Origin of the sequence: Paraburkholderia sp. BL6665CI2N2, assembly GCF_004366535.1 — a bacterium.
In the GTDB taxonomy this organism is placed as follows: Bacteria; Pseudomonadota; Gammaproteobacteria; order Burkholderiales; family Burkholderiaceae; genus Paraburkholderia.
In genome coordinates this window covers 728318-749566 of sequence record NZ_SORC01000002.1, presented here as the reverse complement: position 1 = coordinate 749566, position 21249 = coordinate 728318, and the positions used below count along the sequence as shown (strand labels likewise).

18 protein-coding genes and 3 pseudogenes are annotated in these 21249 nt (G+C 60.7%); 3 read left to right on the top strand and 18 right to left on the bottom strand.

The features are described 5' to 3' along the window. Position 1: 1 nt before the first annotated feature. The 9 genes and pseudogenes from nifN to nifH all read right to left on the bottom strand — a co-directional run bounded on the left by nifN (position 2) and on the right by nifH (position 9846). Positions 2–1393: a nitrogenase iron-molybdenum cofactor biosynthesis protein NifN gene (gene nifN, locus B0G81_RS41220; protein ID WP_106314628.1), complete on the bottom strand. Its 1392-nt coding sequence runs from the start codon at positions 1391–1393 to the stop codon at positions 2–4. 50 nt (positions 1394–1443) lie between these two features. Next, positions 1444–2901, bottom strand: a complete 1458-nt coding sequence (gene nifE / locus B0G81_RS41215; RefSeq protein ID WP_106285725.1) for a nitrogenase iron-molybdenum cofactor biosynthesis protein NifE — start codon at positions 2899–2901, stop codon at positions 1444–1446. A 500-nt stretch (positions 2902–3401) separates the two neighbouring features. Next, positions 3402–3563 carry a hypothetical protein gene (locus B0G81_RS44055; protein WP_018423161.1) on the bottom strand — a complete coding sequence of 54 codons (162 nt, stop codon included), beginning with the start codon at positions 3561–3563 and terminating at the stop codon, positions 3402–3404. 318 nt (positions 3564–3881) lie between these two features. Then, positions 3882–4142 carry a hypothetical protein gene (locus B0G81_RS45185; RefSeq protein WP_243856885.1) on the bottom strand — a complete coding sequence of 87 codons (261 nt, stop codon included), beginning with the start codon at positions 4140–4142 and terminating at the stop codon, positions 3882–3884. Further along, complete coding sequence (locus B0G81_RS41210) at positions 4139–5287, bottom strand: AAA family ATPase (RefSeq protein WP_243856884.1); 1149 nt, start codon at positions 5285–5287, stop codon at positions 4139–4141. Before B0G81_RS41210 ends, B0G81_RS45185 begins: the two co-directional genes overlap by 4 nt. 112 nt (positions 5288–5399) lie before the next feature. After that, a pseudogene (locus B0G81_RS41205) lies at positions 5400–5747 on the bottom strand (hypothetical protein). A 16-nt stretch (positions 5748–5763) separates the two neighbouring features. Next, positions 5764–7323, bottom strand: a complete 1560-nt coding sequence (gene nifK, locus B0G81_RS41200) for a nitrogenase molybdenum-iron protein subunit beta (RefSeq protein ID WP_134143845.1) — start codon at positions 7321–7323, stop codon at positions 5764–5766. Positions 7324–7397: 74 nt separating this feature from the next. Next, the gene (gene nifD / locus B0G81_RS41195) at positions 7398–8861 is read right to left on the bottom strand and encodes a nitrogenase molybdenum-iron protein alpha chain (protein ID WP_134143844.1); all 1464 of its coding nucleotides are present in this window, start codon (positions 8859–8861) and stop codon (positions 7398–7400) included. A 103-nt stretch (positions 8862–8964) separates the two neighbouring features. Then, complete coding sequence (gene nifH / locus B0G81_RS41190) at positions 8965–9846, bottom strand: nitrogenase iron protein (RefSeq protein ID WP_018423167.1); 882 nt, start codon at positions 9844–9846, stop codon at positions 8965–8967. 378 nt (positions 9847–10224) lie between these two features. Between nifH and B0G81_RS41185 the strand changes: the two genes are divergently transcribed. The 3 genes from B0G81_RS41185 to B0G81_RS41175 all read left to right on the top strand — a co-directional run bounded on the left by B0G81_RS41185 (position 10225) and on the right by B0G81_RS41175 (position 11876). After that, on the top strand, positions 10225–10644 hold the full coding sequence (locus tag B0G81_RS41185; RefSeq protein WP_106285689.1) for a group II truncated hemoglobin: 420 nt from the start codon (positions 10225–10227) through the stop codon (positions 10642–10644). A gap of 34 nt (positions 10645–10678) precedes the next feature. Further along, a complete protein-coding gene (locus tag B0G81_RS41180; RefSeq protein ID WP_106285688.1) occupies positions 10679–11287 on the top strand; it encodes a hypothetical protein in 609 nt (202 codons plus the stop codon). 76 nt (positions 11288–11363) lie between these two features. Then, positions 11364–11876: an ankyrin repeat domain-containing protein gene (locus B0G81_RS41175; RefSeq protein WP_106285687.1), complete on the top strand. Its 513-nt coding sequence runs from the start codon at positions 11364–11366 to the stop codon at positions 11874–11876. A gap of 18 nt (positions 11877–11894) precedes the next feature. Here B0G81_RS41175 and istA read toward each other — a convergent pair. The 9 genes and pseudogenes from istA to B0G81_RS45695 all read right to left on the bottom strand — a co-directional run. Next, positions 11895–12844 (bottom strand): annotated as a pseudogene (istA, locus tag B0G81_RS41170) (IS21 family transposase); the annotation flags it as partial. Between the two features lie 232 nt (positions 12845–13076). Next, entirely contained in the window at positions 13077–13877 is an 801-nt protein-coding gene (locus B0G81_RS41165) for a hypothetical protein (RefSeq protein WP_106285686.1), read from the bottom strand. Between the two features lie 86 nt (positions 13878–13963). Beyond that, positions 13964–15073, bottom strand: coding sequence for an HBL/NHE enterotoxin family protein (locus B0G81_RS41160; protein WP_106285685.1), 1110 nt, complete (start codon positions 15071–15073; stop codon positions 13964–13966). 276 nt (positions 15074–15349) lie between these two features. Continuing rightward, positions 15350–16390 carry a fatty acid desaturase gene (locus B0G81_RS41155; protein ID WP_134143843.1) on the bottom strand — a complete coding sequence of 347 codons (1041 nt, stop codon included), beginning with the start codon at positions 16388–16390 and terminating at the stop codon, positions 15350–15352. Positions 16391–16532: 142 nt separating this feature from the next. Further along, a complete protein-coding gene (gene cyoD, locus B0G81_RS41150) occupies positions 16533–16865 on the bottom strand; it encodes a cytochrome o ubiquinol oxidase subunit IV (protein WP_106285683.1) in 333 nt (110 codons plus the stop codon). After that, positions 16866–17474, bottom strand: a complete 609-nt coding sequence (gene cyoC / locus B0G81_RS41145; RefSeq protein WP_134143842.1) for a cytochrome o ubiquinol oxidase subunit III — start codon at positions 17472–17474, stop codon at positions 16866–16868. A 3-nt stretch (positions 17475–17477) separates the two neighbouring features. Beyond that, on the bottom strand, positions 17478–19484 hold the full coding sequence (cyoB, locus tag B0G81_RS41140) for a cytochrome o ubiquinol oxidase subunit I (RefSeq protein WP_106285681.1): 2007 nt from the start codon (positions 19482–19484) through the stop codon (positions 17478–17480). A 3-nt stretch (positions 19485–19487) separates the two neighbouring features. After that, positions 19488–20384: a ubiquinol oxidase subunit II gene (cyoA, locus tag B0G81_RS41135; RefSeq protein ID WP_166679197.1), complete on the bottom strand. Its 897-nt coding sequence runs from the start codon at positions 20382–20384 to the stop codon at positions 19488–19490. Between the two features lie 170 nt (positions 20385–20554). Beyond that, positions 20555–21027 (bottom strand): annotated as a pseudogene (locus B0G81_RS45695) (radical SAM protein); the annotation flags it as partial. Between the last annotated feature and the right edge of the window lie 222 nt (positions 21028–21249).

Here is a 21249-nt window from a genome sequence, read left to right as displayed (position 1 = left end):
GTCAAGCACCGGCCGCGACGACAGGAATGTTCGCTTCGCGCGCCGGATCGCGCGCGGCCAGATCGATAGCGGCCTGCGGCAGCGGCCAGTCGCCCGGATCGTGATGCGGAATCTGCTCGATCATCAGGTTGGCGATCTCAAAGATCAGGTTCATCGTGCCGCGGTAGCCGACGTAGCGTCGATGTGCGTTTCCAACCCGGTCGAAGACCGGAAAACCGATCCGGAAGAGCGGCTTTTGCAGGTGCTCGGCCATCTGCCTGCCGTGCGAATGGGTGATCAGCAGGTCGCAGTCCGCCGCAGCGCGCTCCATGTCTTCGAGATCGCCGATCACGACCTGATCAGCGGGCAGCAACGCGTGCGCGGGCGATCGCGTCGTGCTGATGCAGCAGCGCAACTGCGCGCCCATCTCGTGCAGCATGCTGCCGACCGCGAACAGCAGATCGGGCTCTGCGCCGATCGCGACCTTGATGCCTCCGGTGTAGAAATGGCCGTCTAGCATTGCATCGAGCAATTGGCTGCGCTGACGCCGGTATTTCGCGGGAACGGGTCGTCCGGAGCGCTGCGCGAGCAATTGCAGCAGACGATCGTTGGGTTCCAGTCCGGTGAGCCGCCCGAACACTTCGAACGGTGTGCCGGCGATAGCATGCAATGCCTCGGCGCCGTCGCGCGTCTGCTCGCCCACGCCGATCGTAAATGCCGATGCACCCGCGGCCCGGATCTCCGCGAGCGTGGTACCGCCCAGTGTGGTGCCGCGCCAGTCCGGCGCGATATGGCCGTCGAGCGAGCCGGAAATGTCGGGCAGCACGATGACATCGAAGCCGAACGCTTCGATGACCTCGCGCAGTTCGTCGATATCGCCAGGCGACAGATGGCTGCCGGGCAGCAACGTCACCTGATTGGCCACCGTTGGCAACGCCTTGACCAGCGCGTTGACGATGCCGGTAATCGCATGCCGGTAGCCGTCTTCGAATGCGCCGACATAGTCGGGGGTCGACACATAGACGATCTCAGTGTCGTTGAGTTCGGGCTTGCGCTTGCGCACGGTAACGAGATAGCCGTCCACGTCGTCGCCCTCGGTCTCGGTGAGACCTGTTGAACAGATCGCGATGACCTTCGGCGCAGCGCGCTTGCGGATGTTGAGCAGCGCGGCCTCGATGTTCTCGTAGCCGCCGAGCACCGCGGTGACTTCGTCCATGGCTGTCGTCTGCAGCGGGATCGCCTCCCTGAAATGGCGCACCAGCAGCACGAGGCCGAACGACGTGCAGCCCTGCGAGCCGTGCATCACGGGCATGCAGGCATCGAGCCCAAGGAACGCGAGGCTCGCGCCCAGCGGCTGGCTCATCTTGAGCGGATTGACCGCACAGGCTTTCATAGATTCGACGACATCGGCCATGGCATGTTCTCGAGTTCGGGGGCGTCAGTTCGGTACACCGGGTTCGAGGCTCATCGCCCCCACCCCGCGGCGCTCGACAGCGGGCGTGCGGCTTGCGCCTGGATCACACCGAGCGCTCCCCCGTCGTCGCCCCACGGAGCAGGGATCCGCACCTGTTGCCACACCGGGTTGTAGATCGCGCGGTCGATCTCATGCACCAGCTCGACGATCCCCTCGTAGCCGCCATAAGGGTGGTGGCGTTCCTGATTGATGTCGAGCCACGGTATGCGGGCCTTCAGTGCGACGAACTGTGAGCGGCCACCCGACAGCATGATGTCGGCCCGCGCGTCCCTGAGCATCGCGTACATCTCCCGCGGAGTCATGCCGTCGATCATGTGGGCGTCGTCGCGCATGATCTCCCTGATCTTGTCCTTGTCTTCCTTAGTGCTCTTCTTGACGCTGGTCCCGACGATTTCAAGCCCTGCTTCCTGCAGCGCGGAAACCACCGACCAAGACTTCACGCCACCGGTGATGAGCAACACCCGCTTGCCGGTAAGGCGCGCCTTGTAGTGCGCGATGCGCTCCCACGCGCGCGCTTCCTCGGCGGCGATCAGGCGCTCGGTCCGCTCGAGCAGATCGTCCGGCGCGCCCTGCTGCACGAGCAGGCTGGCGATATGGCGCAGCGTGTCGCTCATATCGCCGATCCCATAGAACGAGCCCTCGAAGTAAGGGATGCCGTAGCGCCGCTGCATCTTTGTCGCGATGTTGATCATCGACTTCGAGCAGACCATCATGTTGACCTTGGCGCGATGCGAACTTGCTATCTCGTTGTAGCGCCCGTCGCCGGAGATGCACGAGAGTATACGGATGCCTAGCGCGTCGAGCAGCGGCTTGGTCTGCCAGAGTTCGCCCGACAGGTTGTATTCGCCAATCACGTTGATGTCGTACGGCGTCGTGTACTCGGGCTCGCGCGTGCCGATCACATGGTTGAGGATCGCCTCGCCGCCAAGCTTGTTGCCCAGATTCTTCGGCCCGGCGAAACCGGGGGAAATGACCGGAATCACCGGCTTGCCAAATTGTTCGGTGGCGCGCTTGCAGACTGCCTCGATGTCGTCGCCGATCAGCGCAGTGACGCAGGTCTGGTAGACGAACACTGCGGGCGGATCGTATTTCTCGATGATTTCGCGCACGCTCCTGAACAGGCGCTTCTCGCCGCCGTACACCACGTCGAGTTCGTTGATATCGGTGGTGAAGCCGGTGCGATAGAGTTGCGAACCGGACGAAGCGGCGTGCCGGTTGTCCCAGGAGTTACCTTCGCAGGCAATCGGCCCGTGCACGAGGTGTGCGACGTCCACCACCGGCTGCAAAGCGATCTTCGCGCCGTCGAACGCGCACCCGCCTGCGGCCGAACCCGGCGAAAGCTGCTTCGTGCAGCCCCTTTTGCGTTCCTTCTCGCTCTTACCTTGGTTCTTGTCGCAACCCGGCTCGTCGAAAACTTCGGCGATTTGGGCATTGAGCGAAGCAGACATGACGTGCTCCTGATGGATGGACGTTTCTCTAGTGGCAAGTTCCATACCACCGGGAAACGCCTTGAAAACGTGCCAATTGGCGCTGAAGCAGTCGCTCGCGCGCATCGTCATGGCGAGTTTGAACGGTTTGCGACAGACGGTTCGCGACACAGAAAATGACAACACACGTTCACTGCCTGCCTTGCCGTTCCCTATTGAGCAGGACCCGTGCGATCGCATTCGCGCGCGCCTCCAGCAACGCATCCGGCCTCAAGGGTTCGCGAACCGCCAGGTAAGCAGTCAGCGCGCGGCGCATCCGTGGAGCTTTCGCGTAGTCCGTCTACCATGACCGGGATACGCCGCAAAGTCGCAGAGACAGACTTCCAGCAAGCGCTCGAAGCGCTCAGGCCTGATCTCGGCCGGTACGCGTTCGAGCAATGCACCGAGCGCGCCTGCGCCCATATCCCGAACGATCTTCCAGTGTGTATGCGCCATTCGCGCCGCCTGCCCCGCTGGGCGGCTCAGTCGTCGTCGACCAGCGCGAGCAGTTCGCGCGGCGTTACCTCGTCATTGATCTCCGCGAGGCTCAACGGGTCGGACGCCGCCACCTCGCGCTCAAAGTCGTCGTAGGCGAACCACGCACGCAGCGGCACTGAGTCAGACTGCTCGACTACATAAATCATGCCCCGCTCCCTCGCTGAGGTTCGTCACGCAGGCTAGCTGTAGCGGCTCGATAACATAAATCTCCAAGGCCCGATAACAGCGCCTTTTCGGGATTACATTGGCTGAGAATATCGGCGCGTCCAGGTCCACATTAAGTGAGAACGGGGTCACGTTAATTGAGAACGGCTCGATAACATCGGCCAGGATCCACAATCAGTGAGAATGCTCGACGGGCACTCAGGTAGCCAGCAGATGAAATGGTGAGTCAGAGGCGGCATATGGGCCGCCGGCCCCTTCCGATCATTCTTCCGGACCGGACCCCTCGCTCCCTGCAACGCTCAGAAGCACTGGTCACCCACGATTCGTACTTGCGGTTTTTCCCGTGCGGGTGCGCCGCCAAGGAGCGCCTGACTCAGGTATCCGCTGCGCACCAGCATGTCCTGCAACGCGTTTTCAGCATCCTCCATGCTCACTTCGCCCTGGGCCTTACGCGCAATACTTTGCTGGGCCAACCGGCGCACCAGTTCCTTGATGAATGCAGCGCCGACGCCTTCAGTCCGCTCCACTGCAAGCGCTGCGACGCCTGTCGGGATGCTCATCCTCGAACCGTAGAGCCGGAGCAGGCGCGCCCGGCAATCCGCATCAGGTGCCGGTATTTCAATGGCCTGGACGGGCCGCGAGCGCCTCCTCGATTTCCTCCGGCCGGTTGGTGGTAAGCGCGAACAGGATCTCGGCGTCCTGGTGAAGTCCGTAAATTTTCGTTGAGCAACCGGTTGAGCAGACTCTCTTCCTTGGGGCTGCGCATCTCGGTGCGATGTCTCCCGATGAGATCGACGTCCTCGATGACCACCATGCTTGGCTGTAGCAACCGGGCCAGCAGCATATAGTTGTCGAGTTGCCCCACTTGATTGGCGCTGATCAGAAGGGTGGTATGCGCTGGCAGATTGCTGGCGAGGTACTTGATCGTATGGGTTTTGCCCGTTCCGGGCGGCCCGTACAGCAGGACACCCTTTTGCAACGACTGGCGTAATATCTTTAATCCCTCTCTGGTGCGTGCGAATTCAAAAATATTGCGATCCAGCAGCTCCATCGTTTGCGGTGACAGGATGACGTCCTGACGCTCCACGGCAGGCAGACGGTGCACGACGATGCTGCGGGGCTGGCCTGAATAATCCTCGGTTACCTCGAGGGAAAGAACCTTGCCTCGGTACAGACGGGACTCGCGAATTGCCTGCTCCAGCCCCGCATACACCTCGCTGCCGAAGGCCAGCCCGCGCGCGTTGGGCAGACTGACAATCTCCACGCTCGCGATAGACGTGTTCATTCCTTCCATGTGCTGCTCGAACAGCACAGCGGCTCTCAGCTCGCCATCGGTGATCAGCCACAAGCCGTTGTCAAGTACCGCGACCGGTGTTTCTTCTCCGACATCGACATTCCGGTATTTCACAGGAGCAAGGGACACCGTGGTAGACATCGGGCCGGTACTCTGCACAAACAGCGAGGAAATTGTCAACGGAAACCGCTCATGAACCTGATTGAGGCCGAGAAGGCGCGGAGCGAACGGCGTCAGCAGGCGGGACAGCGTCTGTTGAAGCTCGGGGCGCGTGTGATGGGGAAACTGCCGCTGCGAGGAGGTGAGATCTTCCGGGGACCGATCATCAAAATGCGCAGCTAGCGCTTCCCATGCAAATTGCTGCCTTACCGGGTCAAGGTTCTTGTGATCAATATCGGTGAACTGGTTCATGAACGGACTCTTTGATTAGATGGCGGCGCCAAGTACCGGTGCGAACGCGCAACAACGAGTCGCTACAGCTAGCTACACACAGCGCAGCAATTTCGTTTTCAGCGGTGCCCCGCTACTCGACACCCTCCGCCGCAATCTTCGCCCACACCGCACGAGGTAACCGCGGCGCGATGCCCGCCGGGCTCGCGTCGAACTGCCGTCGAGCCGCCGACATCGCACCCTGTGCAATCGCAATCTCCTCGTGCGTCAACGGCAACCGGCGCCCACATGCGCAGCCTCCCGGCAGCACCTGGGCGATCACCTGCCGGTTCGGGTGTTCGAGCAGCGGGACGAGGTGGTCGGCCTCGCCCACACCGGCCAGGCAAACCTAGCCGTTGATGACCTCGACGTTACGGCCGCCCTGCGTCATCTTGACCAGAACTGCATCTGCCGCGCCCGATGCATCTGCTGTGTCTGCCATGGCCGCGCTCTCCTCGTCAGCGAATGATGTCGTAGCTGTAGTCGGTCTTCGCCACGTCGATCGTGTTGGCGTCGAGCGCTTCGAAGAACTCGTCCAGCAGCGTGACCAGCACCCGCAACGCACCTTCATAGCCCCAGGTCGGGAAGCGATGGTAATGGTGGCGATCGAAGATCGGGAACACCATGCGTATCAGCGGCGTTTTGGTATCCCGCTCGAGATATTTGCCGTAGGTGTTGCCGATCAGGAAATCCACCGGCTCGGTAAACAGCAGTGAACGCATGTGCCACAGATCGCGTTTCGGATACACCTTGCAGCCGGCGCCGTAGGGCGACGCGTCGAACAGCGCCTGCACCTTCGCAGCCCAGGTTTCGTTGCCGTTGGTCGCCAGCACGTGAGCCGGCTCGGCGCCGAGTTCCAGCAGGAACTGCGTGTAGCCCAGCATCTGGTCCGGGTCGCCGTAGAGTGCAAAGCGCTTGCCGTGCAGGTGAGCCTGGCTGTCGGCCATCGCATCGACGAGCTGGCCTCGCTCCTTCTCCAGTTGCGCCGGAATCGGCTTGCCGGTCACGCGCGAGATTTCCATCAGGAACTGATCGGTGCCCGCGACGCCAACCGGCGAGTTCAGCACCACCACTTCCTGGCCATGCTCGCCAATGAACTTGCTGGTCTTTTCGCAGCAGTATTCCTGGAACACGAAGGTCGCCTTCGCGTTCAACGCGCGCTCGACTACCTCCTTGGTCGTGCCGCCTTCGTACATCCGGAACTCGCCGTCGGTCGGCGTATTCCACGTTTCGGATGGGTCGCAGATGATGTTCACCGTCACGCCGAACAGATCGAAGATGCGGCGAATTTCCTTCATGTTGCCGACCACATAGCCGTCGAAGCCGCCGATGAAGTTGACGCTGTCGTCGGGCACACGCTCAAGCGGCGTCGCTGTGCCGGCCTTCCCGTCCCAGAAGTGCCTGAGGATGCCGAGGAGCGCGTTGTCGTAGCCGGTCACGTGGCTGCCGACGAAGGCCGGCGTGTGCGCGAACGGCACGTCGTAGTCTTCCGGCACGCTGCCCTTCTGCTTGCTGTTCTTGATGAGCGCGTCGAGGTCGTCGCCGATCACTTCCGCCATGCAGGTCGTGGAGACCGCGATCATGTCGGGCTTGTACAGGTTGTACGCATTTGCAAGGCCGTCGATCATGTTGTTCATGCCGCCGAACACCGCCGCGTCCTCGGTCATCGACGAGCTGACACACGAGGTCGGCTCCTTGAAGTGACGCGAGAAGTGCGAGCGGTAAAACGCTACACAGCCCTGCGAGCCATGCACAAAACTGAGCGTCCTGTGAAAGCCGATGGCCACGTACACAGCGCCGAGCGGCTGGCAGGCCTTGGCCGGGTTGATGGTGAGCGAGTCGCGTGCAAAGTTCTTTTGCCGGTAGTCTTCGCTCTTGGTCCACTCGACGATCTGCTTGACCTGCCCGTCTGAATGGTTGAACTCGAAGTTTTCCTTTTTCGCGCGGAAGATTTTCTGGTATTCGGGCTCACGGAACAGGAGTTCCTGATCGAGAATGTGGTCTGCGGATTGGGGCACGGGATGCTCCTGACATTCAATTCAATGGCCTGCTGGCCGGTGATCAGTCCGGTGACCGGTACGGTGGCCGGCGCTTAGGGGTTTTTCTTCCAGGGCGCCTTGGCGAGCCCCCACACCGGGCTGGAAATGGCCATGTCCATGTCGCGCGCGAAAATGGCGTAGCCGTCGTAGCCGTGATATGGACCGGAATAGTCCCAGCTGTGCATCTGGCGAAACGGCACGCCCATCTTCTGGAACACGTACTTTTCCTTGATGCCGGAACCGACCAGATCGGGCTGGACCTGTTCGACGAACCTCTCAAACTCGTAGCCGGTCACGTCGTCGTAAATCAGTGTGCCGTCCTTCACGTAGTGCGTGGTGCGCTGATAGTCGTCGTTGTGGCCGAATTCGTAGCCGGTGCCGACCACGTTCATGCCGAGGTCTTCGTAGGCGCCGATCACGTGGCGCGGACGCAGGCCGCCAACGAACAGCATCACGGTCTTATCCTGCAGGCGCGCTCTGAACTTCGCGTTCACCGCATCGACCAGTGGACGATACTTGGCGATCACCGTCTCCGCGTTGGCTTTGATGGTGTCGTCGAAGTGGCTGGCGATCTCGCGCAGGCTCTTCTCGATCATCGACGGGCCGAAGAAGTTGTATTCCGTCCACGGAATGAAGTACTTCTCTTCCATGTGCCGGCTGATATAGTTCATCGAGCGGTAGCAATGCAGCAAATTGAGCTTGGCCTTGGGCGTATTCTCGAGCTCGGCGATCGAGCCGTCGCCCGACCATTGCGCGATCACGCGCAGGCCGATCTCTTCGAGCAGAATCCGGCTCGACCAGGCATCGCCGCCGATGTTGTAATCGCCGATGATCGCAACATCATAAGGCGTCGAAACAAATTCGGGCCGCTTGTCCGGATCGGCCTTGTCGAATATCCAGTCTCGAATCGCATCGTTAGCCAGATGGTGGCCCAACGACTGGCTGACGCCGCGAAAGCCTTCGCAGCGCACCGGCAAAATGGTGTGCCCTTCATACTGGGCACTCTTCTTCTTCGAGACGGCCTCGATGTCGTCGCCGATCAGGCCGATCGGGCATTCACTCTGGATCGAGATGCCCTTGTTCAGCGGAAACAGTTCCTGAATCTCGTCTATGATCTTGTCGAGCTTCTTGTCGCCGCCGAAGACGATGTCCTTTTCCTGGAAGTCCGACGTGAACTGCATCGTCACGAAGGTGTCGATACCGGTAGTGCCGATGTAGTAGTTGCGACGCGCGCCCCACGAGTACTGGCCGCAACCGACCGGACCATGACTGATGTGGATCATGTCCTTGATGGGCCCCCAGACCACGCCCTTCGAGCCGGCGTACGCGCAACCGCGAATCGTCATCACGCCCGGCAATGACTTGATGTTTGATTTCACGCCACAGTCGGGCTTGCCGTCCTCGAAGGTGCCCAGATGCTTGGCGCGCCGTTTGGCCATTTTCTCCGGATAGGCCGTCAGCACTTCATCGATCAAGGCCTTGTTCGCGGCCTTGCGCTCTTCAACTGTGACGCTCATGGGAATGCTCCATAGGGTGGGTATCAAGCCTGGCAGCGGGTAGCCGGCACGGCCCGGTTCATCGCGTGAAGAAGAACACCGTGCCGCGCGCAGCGGCGCTCGCTTAGGCGGTCAGTTCCGCTGCAGGCTTGCCTACTTGCGATTCATCGATGGACGTCATGATTCCGTGCTCCATTAACAGGTCTTCCAGTTGATCCATCGTGATCGGCGTCGGGATCGTGCCGTTGCCCGCGTTGTTGTGCACCTTGGTGGCGAGCTGCCGATACTCTTCCGCCTGTTTGGATTCGGGCGCGAACTCGATCACCGTCATGCGGCGCAGCTCGGCGTGCTGCACGATGTTATCGCGCGGCACGAAGTGGATCAGCTTCGAGCCGAGCATCTTCGCCAGCGCTTCGGCGAGTTCGAGTTCCTTGTCGGTCTGACGCTCGTTACACACGAGCCCGCCGATCCGCACACCGCCGCTGTTCGCGTACTTCAGAATGCCCTTTGAAATGTTGTTGGCCGCATACATGGCCATCATTTCGCCGGACATCACAATGTAGATTTCCTGCGCCTTGTTCTCACGAATCGGCATTGCGAAACCGCCGCACACCACGTCGCCGAGCACGTCGTACGACACGTAGTCCACGCCGTCATAGGCGCCGTTTTCTTCGAGGAAGTTGATCGACGTGATGACGCCACGGCCCGCGCAGCCGACGCCCGGTTCCGGGCCGCCGGACTCCACGCAACGGATGTTGCGGTAACCGATCTTCATCACGTCCTCGAGTTCGAGGTCCTCCACCGAGCCGGCTTCGGCCGCTAGCGACAGGATGGTGTCCTGCGCCTTTGCATGCAGGATCAGGCGGGTAGAGTCCGCCTTGGGATCGCAGCCGACGATCAGGATCTTCTGCCCGAGTTCAGTCAGGGCTGCCAGGGTGTTCTGCGAGGTGGTCGACTTGCCGATGCCGCCTTTGCCATAGAACGCGATTTGCCGAAGTTTAGACATTGCATTTCTCCATTCAGGAAGAAGGGTTGAAACCAGGGTTGCGTAACCGCGACCATGTCAGCCTGTCGTGCCTGTATGGGTCTTCTTATATCGAGTCACGCATCGGCCGGACCTGTGTCCGCGCTGGACTCCAAATGCAGCTTCTGTGCCACGTCACCAGCGGTACTGCGTCGCGTCCGCCCCGCCGCGCTGCGGCGGTTGGTTCGGGACTTTTGCGGACTCCTCCTGTGTCTTGTCGATTTCGCGACAAACCACGCGAACTTCGTCGCCAATGAAACCATTCGGCGCGTTTGTCGTGCGATTTCTGTCGCATTGGCCTGCGTGCAGCCGGACAATCGCCGGGTTGCCGCCTGGTTCGGTTATTGCGTTGATGGCACCATGGACACACCAGCCACCCAACCTTCGCGACCCGTGCCGCGCGAGACGCACTTCGACCGTCTAGGCGGCGAGACCGACGTCAACCGCCTGGTCGACGCGTTCTATCGGCACATGGATACGCGGGCCGACGCGCAGCGCATTCGCGCGATGCATCACCCGGACCTGTCTTCGACGAAGGCCGTGCTGGTGCTGTATCTGTGCGAATGGCTCGGTGCCGACAAGCGATACTCGGCACAGCATGGCCAACCACGGCTGCGCACGCGTCATGCCGCATTCGCGATCGGCACCGCCGAACGGGATGCGTGGCTAGCTTGCATGCGCGCCGCGTTCGACGAGACAGGTGTCGATCCGGCGCTGCGCGACGAACTGATGCAGGCTTTTTTCAAAATCGCCGACCGGATGCGCAACACGCAGACGTGAATCCCTCTTCAACTGTTCAACCCAAGGATCTGTGATGACCGAAACGCTCGCCCACAAGGAGATCGACGACACCGCGTTCGCCCGTCTCGAACATGAAGGCCGTCTGCTCAACCCGGTACTCAAGGGGCTGACGAACAAGTTCGGCCGGGTCGGCTTCCGCGGCGAACTCGCGCTGCGCTTTGCCCCGAAGCTCGCCGACGAAGCGCGGCCGCCGGAGCTGACCTGCGATCAGGTGATGGCATGCGCGACGATCGGCCATAAGCACTTGCCTTTCTTCGCCGGGTATCTGCTGAGCTTCGAGCATCTGAAGGACGTGGCCGAGGTGCTCAGCGACACGCTCTCGGCGAGTGGCAAGTACTTTCTTTTTTGCGACAACATCGACCTGAGCAAGCGATATCAGGTGCCATACAAGGGCGCGATGTTCTATGTGCTGCCGATTCTCGAGTCCACCGTCTACAACGAGATGCTCGAACTGCTGTACCTCGAAAAGAATGAATTGAAGAAGAAGGACTCAGGCGGCAAAGTGGATGCGGTAGCGGACGCGGCCATCAAATTCGAGGTGACCTTCGACACGATCACCTACAGCGAAGGACTTGAATTGATGGGGCCGGTGCGCAACCCCAACGAGAACCGGCCCGTCTGAAGCGCGGATCCCAACGGCTGCCGCCCGTGCGGCTGCGCCAACCGATGTTCCCTTGCACCCGAAGGCGACCATAATCATGCATACCGACACTGCTTTCGTCGTCCGCGAACGCCTAGCCTCGCGCGTTGTCCAGAACGCCGATGCACAACTCGAAACGATCGTGCCCGCCGCACTTTCCACCTGGCTGACGTACCACGGCTTCCCTGCTCCGCATTCGCGCTGCGTGAACGGCGAAACGCCGTTGATGCGCGCCGCGCAGCATGGCGAGGACGCGGTGGTCGAAGCGTTGCTCGCACTCGGCACACGCGTCGACGCGCTCGATGACGACGGCAACCATGCGCTCTGGTTCGCGTGCCTGCACGGCGGCCCCGCGACCATCCTGCAACTGATCGACGCCGGCGCGCCAATCGACCATGTGAACGACGACGACATCACATGCCTGATGCAGGCAGCCGCGAGCGCTCGCCTCGACGTCCTGCAGATGCTGCTTGCGCATGGGGCGAACGCAGAACTGTGCGCACCGGATGGCCGCAGCGCACTCGACATGGCAGCCGACCTCGGGCTGCAACTGCTGCTTGCTTTCGGATGACAGGCTTTGTTAGCGAGTCTTACAGTAACCGTCAAACAGTGTCGGCATCGGCATCAGATGGACGCGCTCCTGCTCGAACACGTCGGCGACGCTCAGGTACGATAGTCCGGATGCTGCACCTGATCCCACAACGACCGGCACCGGTTCGCCAGCCATGCATTCAGATCAGCGAAACTGCCGAAGCGTTGCGCACGCGCCTCAATCCAGATGCGCAGACGGCTGTCCTGCACGTTCTTCTCGACGACGCCTTTCTCCCAGCCACTGGCGACGTTGCAGAAGTCCGGATCGAACAGGTAGTGCGAGCACATCACTGCGAAACGCGGATTTGCTGTGCGACCCTTGCCTTTGTGAACCTTGTCTACGGCCGTTTCCATAGTGTCGTAGATGCCCCAGCGGTCCACCCCGCCGAAGGCCGCGAACGAGCGCGTATGGGCATCGAACAGCATCTCGATCTCGTGCCCCTGGCTCGGATAGGCAACCAGCCAGAACGCCCGCGACGCACATAGCTTCATGTGCGACACCGGCAGCTTGCGGTAAATGCCGCCGACAACCAGTCCTTCCTCGGACCAGTCAAACTGGAATGCCTCGCCCAGCTCGAATCGCAACGGCACAAACGCCGACTTCGAAACCGCCTTGCCTTCGCCTTGCTGCCAGCCCCGGATGAAATCGGTCACCCGCGAGTAACAGCCGTCGTAGCCGCCCGCCTTGATCTCCTGAAACAGCATCCAGGCGGTGCGCCGCTCCTTCTTCGACCGCCGCGCGTCGACACTGAGCGCCTGCACCAGCGCCTCATGAAACGGCGTCAACCGGGTCGGCTGGGAGCGCCGCTGATACTTCGGCTCCTCCTGAACATCCATGTTCAGATATTTACTAATCGTGTTGCGCGACAGGCTTGTGAGACGTGCTATCTCGCGTACCGACTTGTTCTGGCGGCGGAACATCCGCCGCACCTTGCCAATCATCGTCATCGGGATCATCCCCAAACACCCTGCCAGAAAAACTAGCAGGATAGGTTGATTGCCCGGCTCAATTTTCAGTCGGCGCGATCCCTACACGTGGCCGAATTTTCGGTCGGCGTAAACACGGTATGTTCACCCCAAGCCCCGGTGGCACGTCTTGAGATGCGTTCAGTATGGCACGCTGGTTACCACTCATCGGTGGCTTCCGCCACCGATTGAGCAGCGCGAAAGCTTCGAACTATCAGGAAGCGTCGGCCTGTAGAACGCCGAGCATTGCGATACAAGTGGTTAAACGAAGCTCAACGACGGAGGGAGACGGGTCCTGATTGAGATCGTTAATAATCACGGTGAAGTCTGCGGCAGTGTCATCGATCGCGGTCTTCAGATTTGTCAGGTCGCTAAGGCTGGAGGCCTCGGCGGTGGCCAATGTCTTGCACGCCGTGACCAAACCCTGCAGCACGCCGATCTGACTCGATAGCGAGTTGATGCGATTCTGAATCGCCGCAGCATCGCTTTTCCATTTGAGATAAAGACCAAGCGCAGCCGTAAGGCCCGGTAGACCGAATGGCCCCAGTGCAAGGAGATAGTAGTAACGCTTTTGTGCGGCAGCCAATTGGCCCCGTGCCGCGCCTTCCTGTGCCTGCAAAGTCGTCATCTGACTCTGGATAGAGCCTTCGACGTGGGCTAGCTGCGTAAACGACGACGACATGAGAGCCGCGGCAGCGTTCGATTGGGTCAGTAGTGATGTCGCGCTTCGTTGGTACGTACTGATGGTGGCAGCGACGCCCGAGACAGTTTTGGCTATCGAGCCCGGACTTGCACCTTTTTTAAGGTCAGCGAGCGCACCATTCAGCGCGGTGATTGCCGAACCGGTATAGCCGAGCAGGGCCGTCTGAAAAGGAGCGGCGTCCTTCAGAATGCCGATAAGAGAATTGCAGACGGAGTTCTGAATTGGCACCCCGTCGCCGGGCAATCCTTGGATGGACCGCAATTTGGAGACACTACTGTTCAGGGCGGCCAAAGTCTGTGAAAAAGGACCCATGTTGTCTCTTTCCTTCGTTGTGGTATGACGGGGCCGCCTCCGTTGGAATCAATCCCGACGGAGGCCGCACGGGCTAGCGGATCGCGTTACGCCACTCCTGCTGAGGCGGGCAGATTGGCGACCTTCGCGATGAGATCGCTTACGGTCTGATGCGCGGCGGCCGATTGCACGGTTACGCCAGCCATTTGGCCCTTGACCGTCTGGATGTCCGCCAGGAGCGTCCCGATTTCGCCGTTTGCCGCGTTTATGAACAGGGTGCGGATCTCGTCCGCACTCGAAATCCCCTTGTTCAAATCGGCGATGATGTCGCCCAGATCAGATGTGATGCTTTCCCACGCGTTTGCCATCGCCGATGCTGCAGTAATGGCACCATTGACCTGCGTGGAAAGTGATGTGTAGCCGCCACTAATCGCCGTAGCGAGCTTTACCTCTTCCTTCAGGTCCGCTTGTTCGGTGAGCAGCGACGCCTTCGCCTTATTCGCTGCGACGAGCCCGGCTGCCGCGCCGGCTTCACCGAGGACTCCCGCCAAGACAATGCCAACGCCGCCGACGCCTGCACCGGTAGACGCGCCAGCGGTGACAAACTCAGCGCTCGCCCCTACGCAGATGACAAATACGCCGCCTACGACAGTCAGCCCGCTCAGAACGATTCCGGCGATTGCGCCGTCGATTTCTGCCTGAGCTTTGCTGAGTTCCCCTATGATGATGGCGAGAATCCCGTCTGCTCCGCCAACCGCACTATTCATATTGGTAACGGTGGTTGTGAAGTCCGCTGAGTCCGTCGTTAGATTCGCACCAAGCGTCTGGAGGTTGGTGACAATCTGGTTCGCGGCGCCTTGGTATTTCACCGACTCCTGCTGCACCGCCGTGAGGGCGACTGTCCACTCAGCAACAGTCGAGCCTGCCGGCAGGGTCGCCGGTAGTGCTTTGTTGAGCTGGTAGTAGTTGTCGATGTTTGCCATGTTTTCGATCAGGCTGGGCTGCAGCGTGTCCAGATAATAGATCGCATGGTCTTTCGCGGTGGTGAGCCCGTCGTTGATTTGTGTCTCGTATTGCGACAGACCGTCGATGCCAGAAAAATCCACCTGGGGCTGTTCGAGAACGCTATTTACATAGGTTTGAACGGTCAGGGCAGCACACATTTGCTGAGTGTTTGCCTCGCCAATTGCTGTCGCATTTCCGCTGATATCCGGCATTTTTACCCTCGTGATTGAATTCAAATTGCATTGAACGCGACCTGAAGTGGCCGCACGTAACGAACGCCGAGCGAAAGCACGGAACCCCGAGTTGCGGGATTAGATGAAGGCCCCCGAGCGAACCGCAGTGTTCGTATTAATCGTCTTCCCGGCTTATGGTAGTGCTGGCCTGCAGGCTTTTTTTTATGCGTTACGGCTTGCACTGATTCCCTGCAAAGCCAGAAGGCTAATAGGGCGAATTTTGCCGTACGGTGTGACATTTTTCTTACGACCGATTCAATTACTAAGAGGGACGTGCGTCGCGCGACCAGCGAAGTCGGTCCACTGATCAGTCGAAAAATCGTATAGTTTGCAGCCTCGTGCGGTGTCGAAGTACCAATGCCACGAAAATCGCTGCACGACGATCCGTTCCGGAAGCATCGCTTCGAGGGTTCGCTGAGCACCGACGAGCCCGTATAGAGGCAGACTCATGTCGACGTGATGCGCGGTGTGCTCCATGATGTGATGAAACAGCGCGCCAAAACGCCAGCGAAAGGTCAAGTGCACCGTCGTGGATACGAACGGATCCGAACGCCCCCATTTCGCGCGATCGTCGTACCAGCGGATTTGCGGATGCGTGTGGTGCGCGTACACGACGAAACCCACCATCGCGAACCAGAACAGGAACGGCACCCCGAACCCGCATGCGATTGACGGGAACACCCCCCGCTGCGTCGCGCGAGCGATCCACGCGAGCGCGCCGATCCACAGCAGTGCGAACACCGATACCAGCGTGCAGTCACGGAAAAACACGGGGCGCCGCGTCGGCATTGCGGCCCGCGACGGGAAAAACATCTTCGTCCACCAAATTTCGATCATGTAGTGGAGACCGGGCGTCCAGCCGCTGCGATAGATACGTTCCAGTGCGCGCCGTGGCCCACTCAAGGCGCGATATTCCTGGATCGTCAGCGGTGCCCACACAAAATCGACGCCTTTCAGGTTCGTGTAGCCGTGATGCACCACGTTGTGACCCACTTGCCACAGGCTGTACGGCGTGAGCGACGGCAGGAAGGCGATCCGGCCCAGCCAGCGGTTGAGCGTGCGGTGCCGGGTCAGGCTCTCATGACATGCGTCGTGACCGATGACGAAGAGCCGTCCGATGACGAAGCCCGCCATGCATCCGAATACGGTCTTCAGCACGAACCCGTGCGCGAACACGCTCGCGGCGAGCGCACACAATAGCAAAACGTAGTCGAATACGAGCAGCAGAAGCGCGTAGGCGGTGCGGCGTTCGGCGAACGGTGTCAGCCACGAGCGGATGACCTTGCGATGGGGCAATGGTCATTGGCGGGAACGGGGTGATTCGGACTGTTCATGAAGAAGACCGGTAGAGCGGTGCAGCACAACACCACGCACGCGGCCAACGGCTACATGCCGTGTCCGCGATGATGTGACCAGACCGTTTCGCGATGGTGGCGAGTCAGCGCGACATCATGTTCATGCTGACATTGTGCATTACCCAGATCGTGCCGAAGATCAGGAACAGCGCGGCGAGCGCGGTGTAGCATAACGCCAGCCCGTTCCAGCGCTGGCCGCGCGACAGGTCGAGATGCAGGAACGTCACCAGATGCACGATGATCTGCACGAACGCCAGCAACGCGAGCGCCATAATCGCGGAGCCGGACGGCAGCAACCGTTGCGTGACGATCGAGAATGAGCCAGCCGTCAGCGCCACGGCAAGCACGAAACCGGTGATATAACCGGCGACGTCACCACGCGAGGCGGTCGTGGACGTCGAGTGTGAATGGACCATTTAGAGCATGCTCCCGAGATAGACAAACGAAAACACGCAGATCCACACGATGTCGAGGAAGTGCCAGAAGAGGCTCAGGCATGTCAGACTCGTGAGGTCGCGACCGGACAGTTCAGGCGAGCGGACGACATGCACGACGAGCACGGCCATCCAGACGAGGCCGGCTGTTACGTGCAGGCCGTGGGTGCCAACCAGCGTGAAGAACGACGACAGGAAGGCGCTACGACTGGGCCCGGCACCGTCGGCGACCAGGTGCGAGAACTCGCGCAGCTCTAACGCGAGGAACAGCGCGCCAAGCACGAACGTCACGAGGAGCCAGCCGATCACGGCACCACGCCCCTGGCGCTGCGCGCCGAGCATCGCGAAGCCGTAGGTGGTGCTGCTCAGCAGCAGCACGCCGGTTTGAAGTGCGACACCCGGGATGTCGAACAGGTCCCGTCCTGACGCGCCACCCGCGAACTCGTGCGCCATTGCGGCGAACACGGCGAACAGCGACGCGAACAGCATGCAGTCGGTCATCAGGTACAGCCAGAAGCCGAACACGGTGGGCGTTGGGCCGTGCTCAGCGCTCGACCTGCCGTGATGGACGAGTGATGCAGATTGCGACATGGATCAGGTCTCCGCGGATTCGGGTAGTTCAAGGGCGGCCGGGGTGGGTGCGCTGCCGCGTCGTGCTTCGATTTCGCGCACGCGCGAGGCCGGAATCACGTAGCCATGGTCGTCGCGGAAGCTACGCGCGATCAGCGCGGCGACGATCGCGAGGAAGGCCAGCACGGCGAGCCACGTGATGTGCCAGACGCCGGCGAAGCCGAGCACGAGGCTGAATGCGCCGATCAGGAAGCCGTCCGCGGTATTCGACGGTAGGTGGATGTCCTCGTAATGCGCCAGTGCGGCATTTGCTGCGCCGCTTTCCTTCATGTGCGCGAACGCGTCGAGCTGGTCGACGACCGGTATGCGCGCGAAGTTGTAGACAGCGGGCGGTGACGAGGTGGCCCATTCGAGCGTGCGGCCGTTCCATGGGTCGCCCGTCAGGTCGCCGTATCCCGGCTCGTTGCGATGGATCACGCTCACGACGACTTGGGCGATCTGGTGCACGACACCGAGTGCGATCAGCACCACGCCGCATGCGGCGACGAACAGCCAGGGATGCCAGGTCGGGTTGTCGTAGTGATTCAGGCGCCGGGTCATGCCCATGAAGCCGAGCACGTAGAGCGGCACGAACGACACGTAGAAGCCGACGAACCAGCACCAGAACGCCCGCTTGCCGAGCTTCTCGTTAAGCTTGAAGCCGAACGCCTTCGGGAACCAGTAATGGAAGCCTGCGAGATAGCCGAACACGACGCCGCCTATGATCGCGTTGTGAAAGTGCGCGATCAGGAACAGGCTGTTGTGCAACACGAAGTCCACACCCGGGATCGCCATCATCACGCCCGTCATGCCGCCGATCGTGAACGTGACCATGAAGCCGATCGTCCACAGCACGGGTGCGGTGAACTCGATGCGACCGCGGTACATCGTGAACAGCCAGTTGAAGATTTTCACGCCCGTGGGGATCGCGATGACCATCGTCATAATGCCGAAGAACGCGTTGACGTCCGCGCCGGAACCCATCGTGAAGAAGTGGTGCGCCCACACGAGGAATGCGAGCACCGTGATCGCGCACGACGCGTAGACCATCGTTCTGTAGCCAAACAACGGTTTCTTCGCGAAGGTCGCGATCACTTCCGAGTAGATGCCGAACGCGGGCAGCACGAGGATGTACACCTCCGGGTGGCCCCACGCCCAGATCAGGTTCAGGTACACCATCGCGTTGCCGCCGAGCTCGTTTGTGAAAAAGTGCATGCCTGCGTAGCGGTCGAGGCCGAGCAGTGCGAGCGTCACGGTTAGGATCGGGAACGTTGCCATGATCAGCACGTTCGAGCACAGCGCGGTCCACGTGAACACCGGCATCTTCATCAGCGTCATGCCGGGCGCGCGCAGCTTGACGATCGTCACGAAGAAGTTGATCGCGGTAATCAGCGTACCGACGCCGGAGAGCTGCAGACTCCAGATGTAGTAGTCGACTCCGACGCCGGGACTGAACTGCAGCTCCGAGAGCGGTGGATACGCGAGCCAGCCGACCTGCGCGAACTCGCCGATCACAAGCGACAGATTGATCAGGATCGCGCTGATCGTTGTCATCCAGAAGCTCAGCGAATTCAGGAACGGGAAGGCGACGTCGCGCGCGCCGATCTGCAGCGGCACGACAAGATTGAAGAGGCCGACCATCAGCGCCATCGCCATGAAGAAGATCATGATGACACCGTGCGCGGTGAATATCTGGTCGTAGTGGTGCGGCGGCAGGTAACCGGGGCCATGAAACGCGATCGCGAGCTGAAGCCGCATCATTATGGCGTCGACAAAACCGCGCACGAGCATCAGCACCGCGACGATGATGTACATGATGCCGATCTTCTTGTGATCGACGCTTGTCAGCCACTCGGTCCAGAGCCACTTCCAGCGGCCGAGCTTCGTGAGCGTGACGATGACCGCCAGCACGATGAGCGCCATGAACGCGGCCGCGCCCATGATGACCGGCTGATCGAATGGAATCGCGCCGGGCGTGAGTTTTCCAAACATGGCTTACTCCGTGGTCTGCGTGCGACAGGAGGCGTCGCGGAAGGCCGTGACGTTGCCGTTGTTGTATCGGGCAACGATGTTGCGGAACAGGTACTGGTCGATCGATGAGAAGTAGCGTACCGACTGCTTCTCGCTCGGCTTCGCGACTTCGGCGTATTCGTCCATGCTCAGGCGGTCCGGCGAAGCCTTGACCTTCCGCACCCATGCGTCGAAGTCGGTGGCGCTCGTCGCGAGCGTGCGGAACTTCATGTCGGCGAATCCCTTGCCGCTGAAGTTGGCGGACATGCCTTCGAAATTTCCCGGTGCATCCGCGACCAGGTGCAGACGGGTCTGCATGCCGACCATTGCATACACCTGGGTGCCGAGTTGCGGGATGAAGAATGAGTTCATCACCGAATCGGACGTGATCCGGAAATTCACCGGCGTATCGACTGGCACGGCGAGCTGGTTCACCGACGCAATGCCGAGGTCCGGGTAGATGAAGAGCCACTTCCAGTCGAGCGCGACCACCTCGACGTCGATCGGCTTCACGCTCGACTGCAGCGGCCGGTACGGGTCGAGCTCATATGTGGTCCGCCAGGTCAGGATACCGAGGTACAGGATGATCAGGGCGGGGATCGTCCAGACGACGATCTCGATCGCCGTCGAGTGCGCCCATTTGGGTGCATAGACCGCGTGACGGTTCGACGCACGGTAGCGCCACGCGAAGAACAGCGTCAGCAGGATCACCGGGATCACGACGATCAGCATCGCCCACGTGGCAGTGGCGATCAGCGACTTCTCGGCCGCGCCGACGCTCCCTTTTGGATCAAGCACAGTCAGATCACATCCCGATAGACAGGCGCTCAATGTCGTGACGATGGCTATCGGCCGTTTCCTTAAGGCTTTTCTGTCTGTCATAGTGGTTAAGTCCGGATTGTGGCACTTTTGACCTGAAGCTGGCTTGACGCATGCGGCATCACACTCGCAGCGTCATGGTCCGACAACCGGCCAGCTTTGTGATTGATGTCGATCAAGGATGAGCAAAACGGCGGGGTGCGGTGCACTGACGCAGTGCGCGGGCTAAATCAGGCGACAGTCTGCTGCGGCAAACCGTAGATCAGGTCGACGTTGATTGAGAGAAATCCCGCATCGCGTGCGCCGCTGAGTGCGCGTTCCACCACATCGAGCGGCTGGATGCGATTGACAGCTTGCTGAACGTCGGTAGCAAAGTCCTGTACGTCGAAGCTCGCTCGGTTGAAGCCGAGGCGCGCGAGTGGTGAAAGCGTTCTGGCGCTGACGGTTCGTGGATCAATTTCGATGGCAAGTTCTGCGTCGATCGAGAACGCGAAGCGGTTCTGCAGTTGCTGGAAAGCTCTTCGAGTTCGGCAACAGGGAAGAAGGTCGGCGTTCCACCTCCCAGATGCAGCTGCACGGTTCGCCGGTCAGATCCGAGATGTGACGCGGCCAGATCCATCTCACGAACGAGGTAGCTCAGATATCTGGCGCTGCAGCCATGGTCGTGCGTAATGACCTTGTTGCATGCGCAGAAGTAGCAGAATGATCTGCGTGCCGTTCGGCGGCTGCAGCCAGTCCGGCAATGGCTGCGAAATCGGTGTCTCCGGGTGCGAGAAACATCTTGGGTACCAGTCAATGCGGTTGAAGGCCAATAGTCCGGCCTCAAGGCTCCCGCTATCGACATTCCTACGCGTGACCCGGTGTCGCATCCTGACTTCGGGATCGGGACCGGTTGACCCTGCGCAAGGGCAGCCCTGATTTGCGCGTC

What these genes read in the sequence shown, in the direction of transcription:
- nifN (WP_106314628.1), bottom strand. Translation starts at nt 1,393, where the DNA reads ATGGCCGATGTCGTCGAATCTATGAAAGCCTGTGCGGTCAATCCGCTC.
- nifE (WP_106285725.1), bottom strand. Translation starts at nt 2,901, where the DNA reads ATGTCTGCTTCGCTCAATGCCCAAATCGCCGAAGTTTTCGACGAGCCG.
- B0G81_RS44055 (WP_018423161.1), bottom strand. Translation starts at nt 3,563, where the DNA reads ATGATTTATGTAGTCGAGCAGTCTGACTCAGTGCCGCTGCGTGCGTGG.
- B0G81_RS45185 (WP_243856885.1), bottom strand. Translation starts at nt 4,142, where the DNA reads ATGAGCATCCCGACAGGCGTCGCAGCGCTTGCAGTGGAGCGGACTGAA.
- B0G81_RS41210 (WP_243856884.1), bottom strand. Translation starts at nt 5,287, where the DNA reads ATGAACCAGTTCACCGATATTGATCACAAGAACCTTGACCCGGTAAGG.
- nifD (WP_134143844.1), bottom strand. Translation starts at nt 8,861, where the DNA reads ATGAGCGTCACAGTTGAAGAGCGCAAGGCCGCGAACAAGGCCTTGATC.
- nifH (WP_018423167.1), bottom strand. Translation starts at nt 9,846, where the DNA reads ATGTCTAAACTTCGGCAAATCGCGTTCTATGGCAAAGGCGGCATCGGC.
- B0G81_RS41185 (WP_106285689.1), top strand. Translation starts at nt 10,225, where the DNA reads ATGGACACACCAGCCACCCAACCTTCGCGACCCGTGCCGCGCGAGACG.
- B0G81_RS41180 (WP_106285688.1), top strand. Translation starts at nt 10,679, where the DNA reads ATGACCGAAACGCTCGCCCACAAGGAGATCGACGACACCGCGTTCGCC.
- B0G81_RS41175 (WP_106285687.1), top strand. Translation starts at nt 11,364, where the DNA reads ATGCATACCGACACTGCTTTCGTCGTCCGCGAACGCCTAGCCTCGCGC.
- B0G81_RS41165 (WP_106285686.1), bottom strand. Translation starts at nt 13,877, where the DNA reads ATGGGTCCTTTTTCACAGACTTTGGCCGCCCTGAACAGTAGTGTCTCC.
- B0G81_RS41160 (WP_106285685.1), bottom strand. Translation starts at nt 15,073, where the DNA reads ATGCCGGATATCAGCGGAAATGCGACAGCAATTGGCGAGGCAAACACT.
- cyoD (WP_106285683.1), bottom strand. Translation starts at nt 16,865, where the DNA reads ATGGTCCATTCACACTCGACGTCCACGACCGCCTCGCGTGGTGACGTC.
- cyoC (WP_134143842.1), bottom strand. Translation starts at nt 17,474, where the DNA reads ATGTCGCAATCTGCATCACTCGTCCATCACGGCAGGTCGAGCGCTGAG.
- cyoB (WP_106285681.1), bottom strand. Translation starts at nt 19,484, where the DNA reads ATGTTTGGAAAACTCACGCCCGGCGCGATTCCATTCGATCAGCCGGTC.
- cyoA (WP_166679197.1), bottom strand. Translation starts at nt 20,384, where the DNA reads ATGACAGACAGAAAAGCCTTAAGGAAACGGCCGATAGCCATCGTCACG.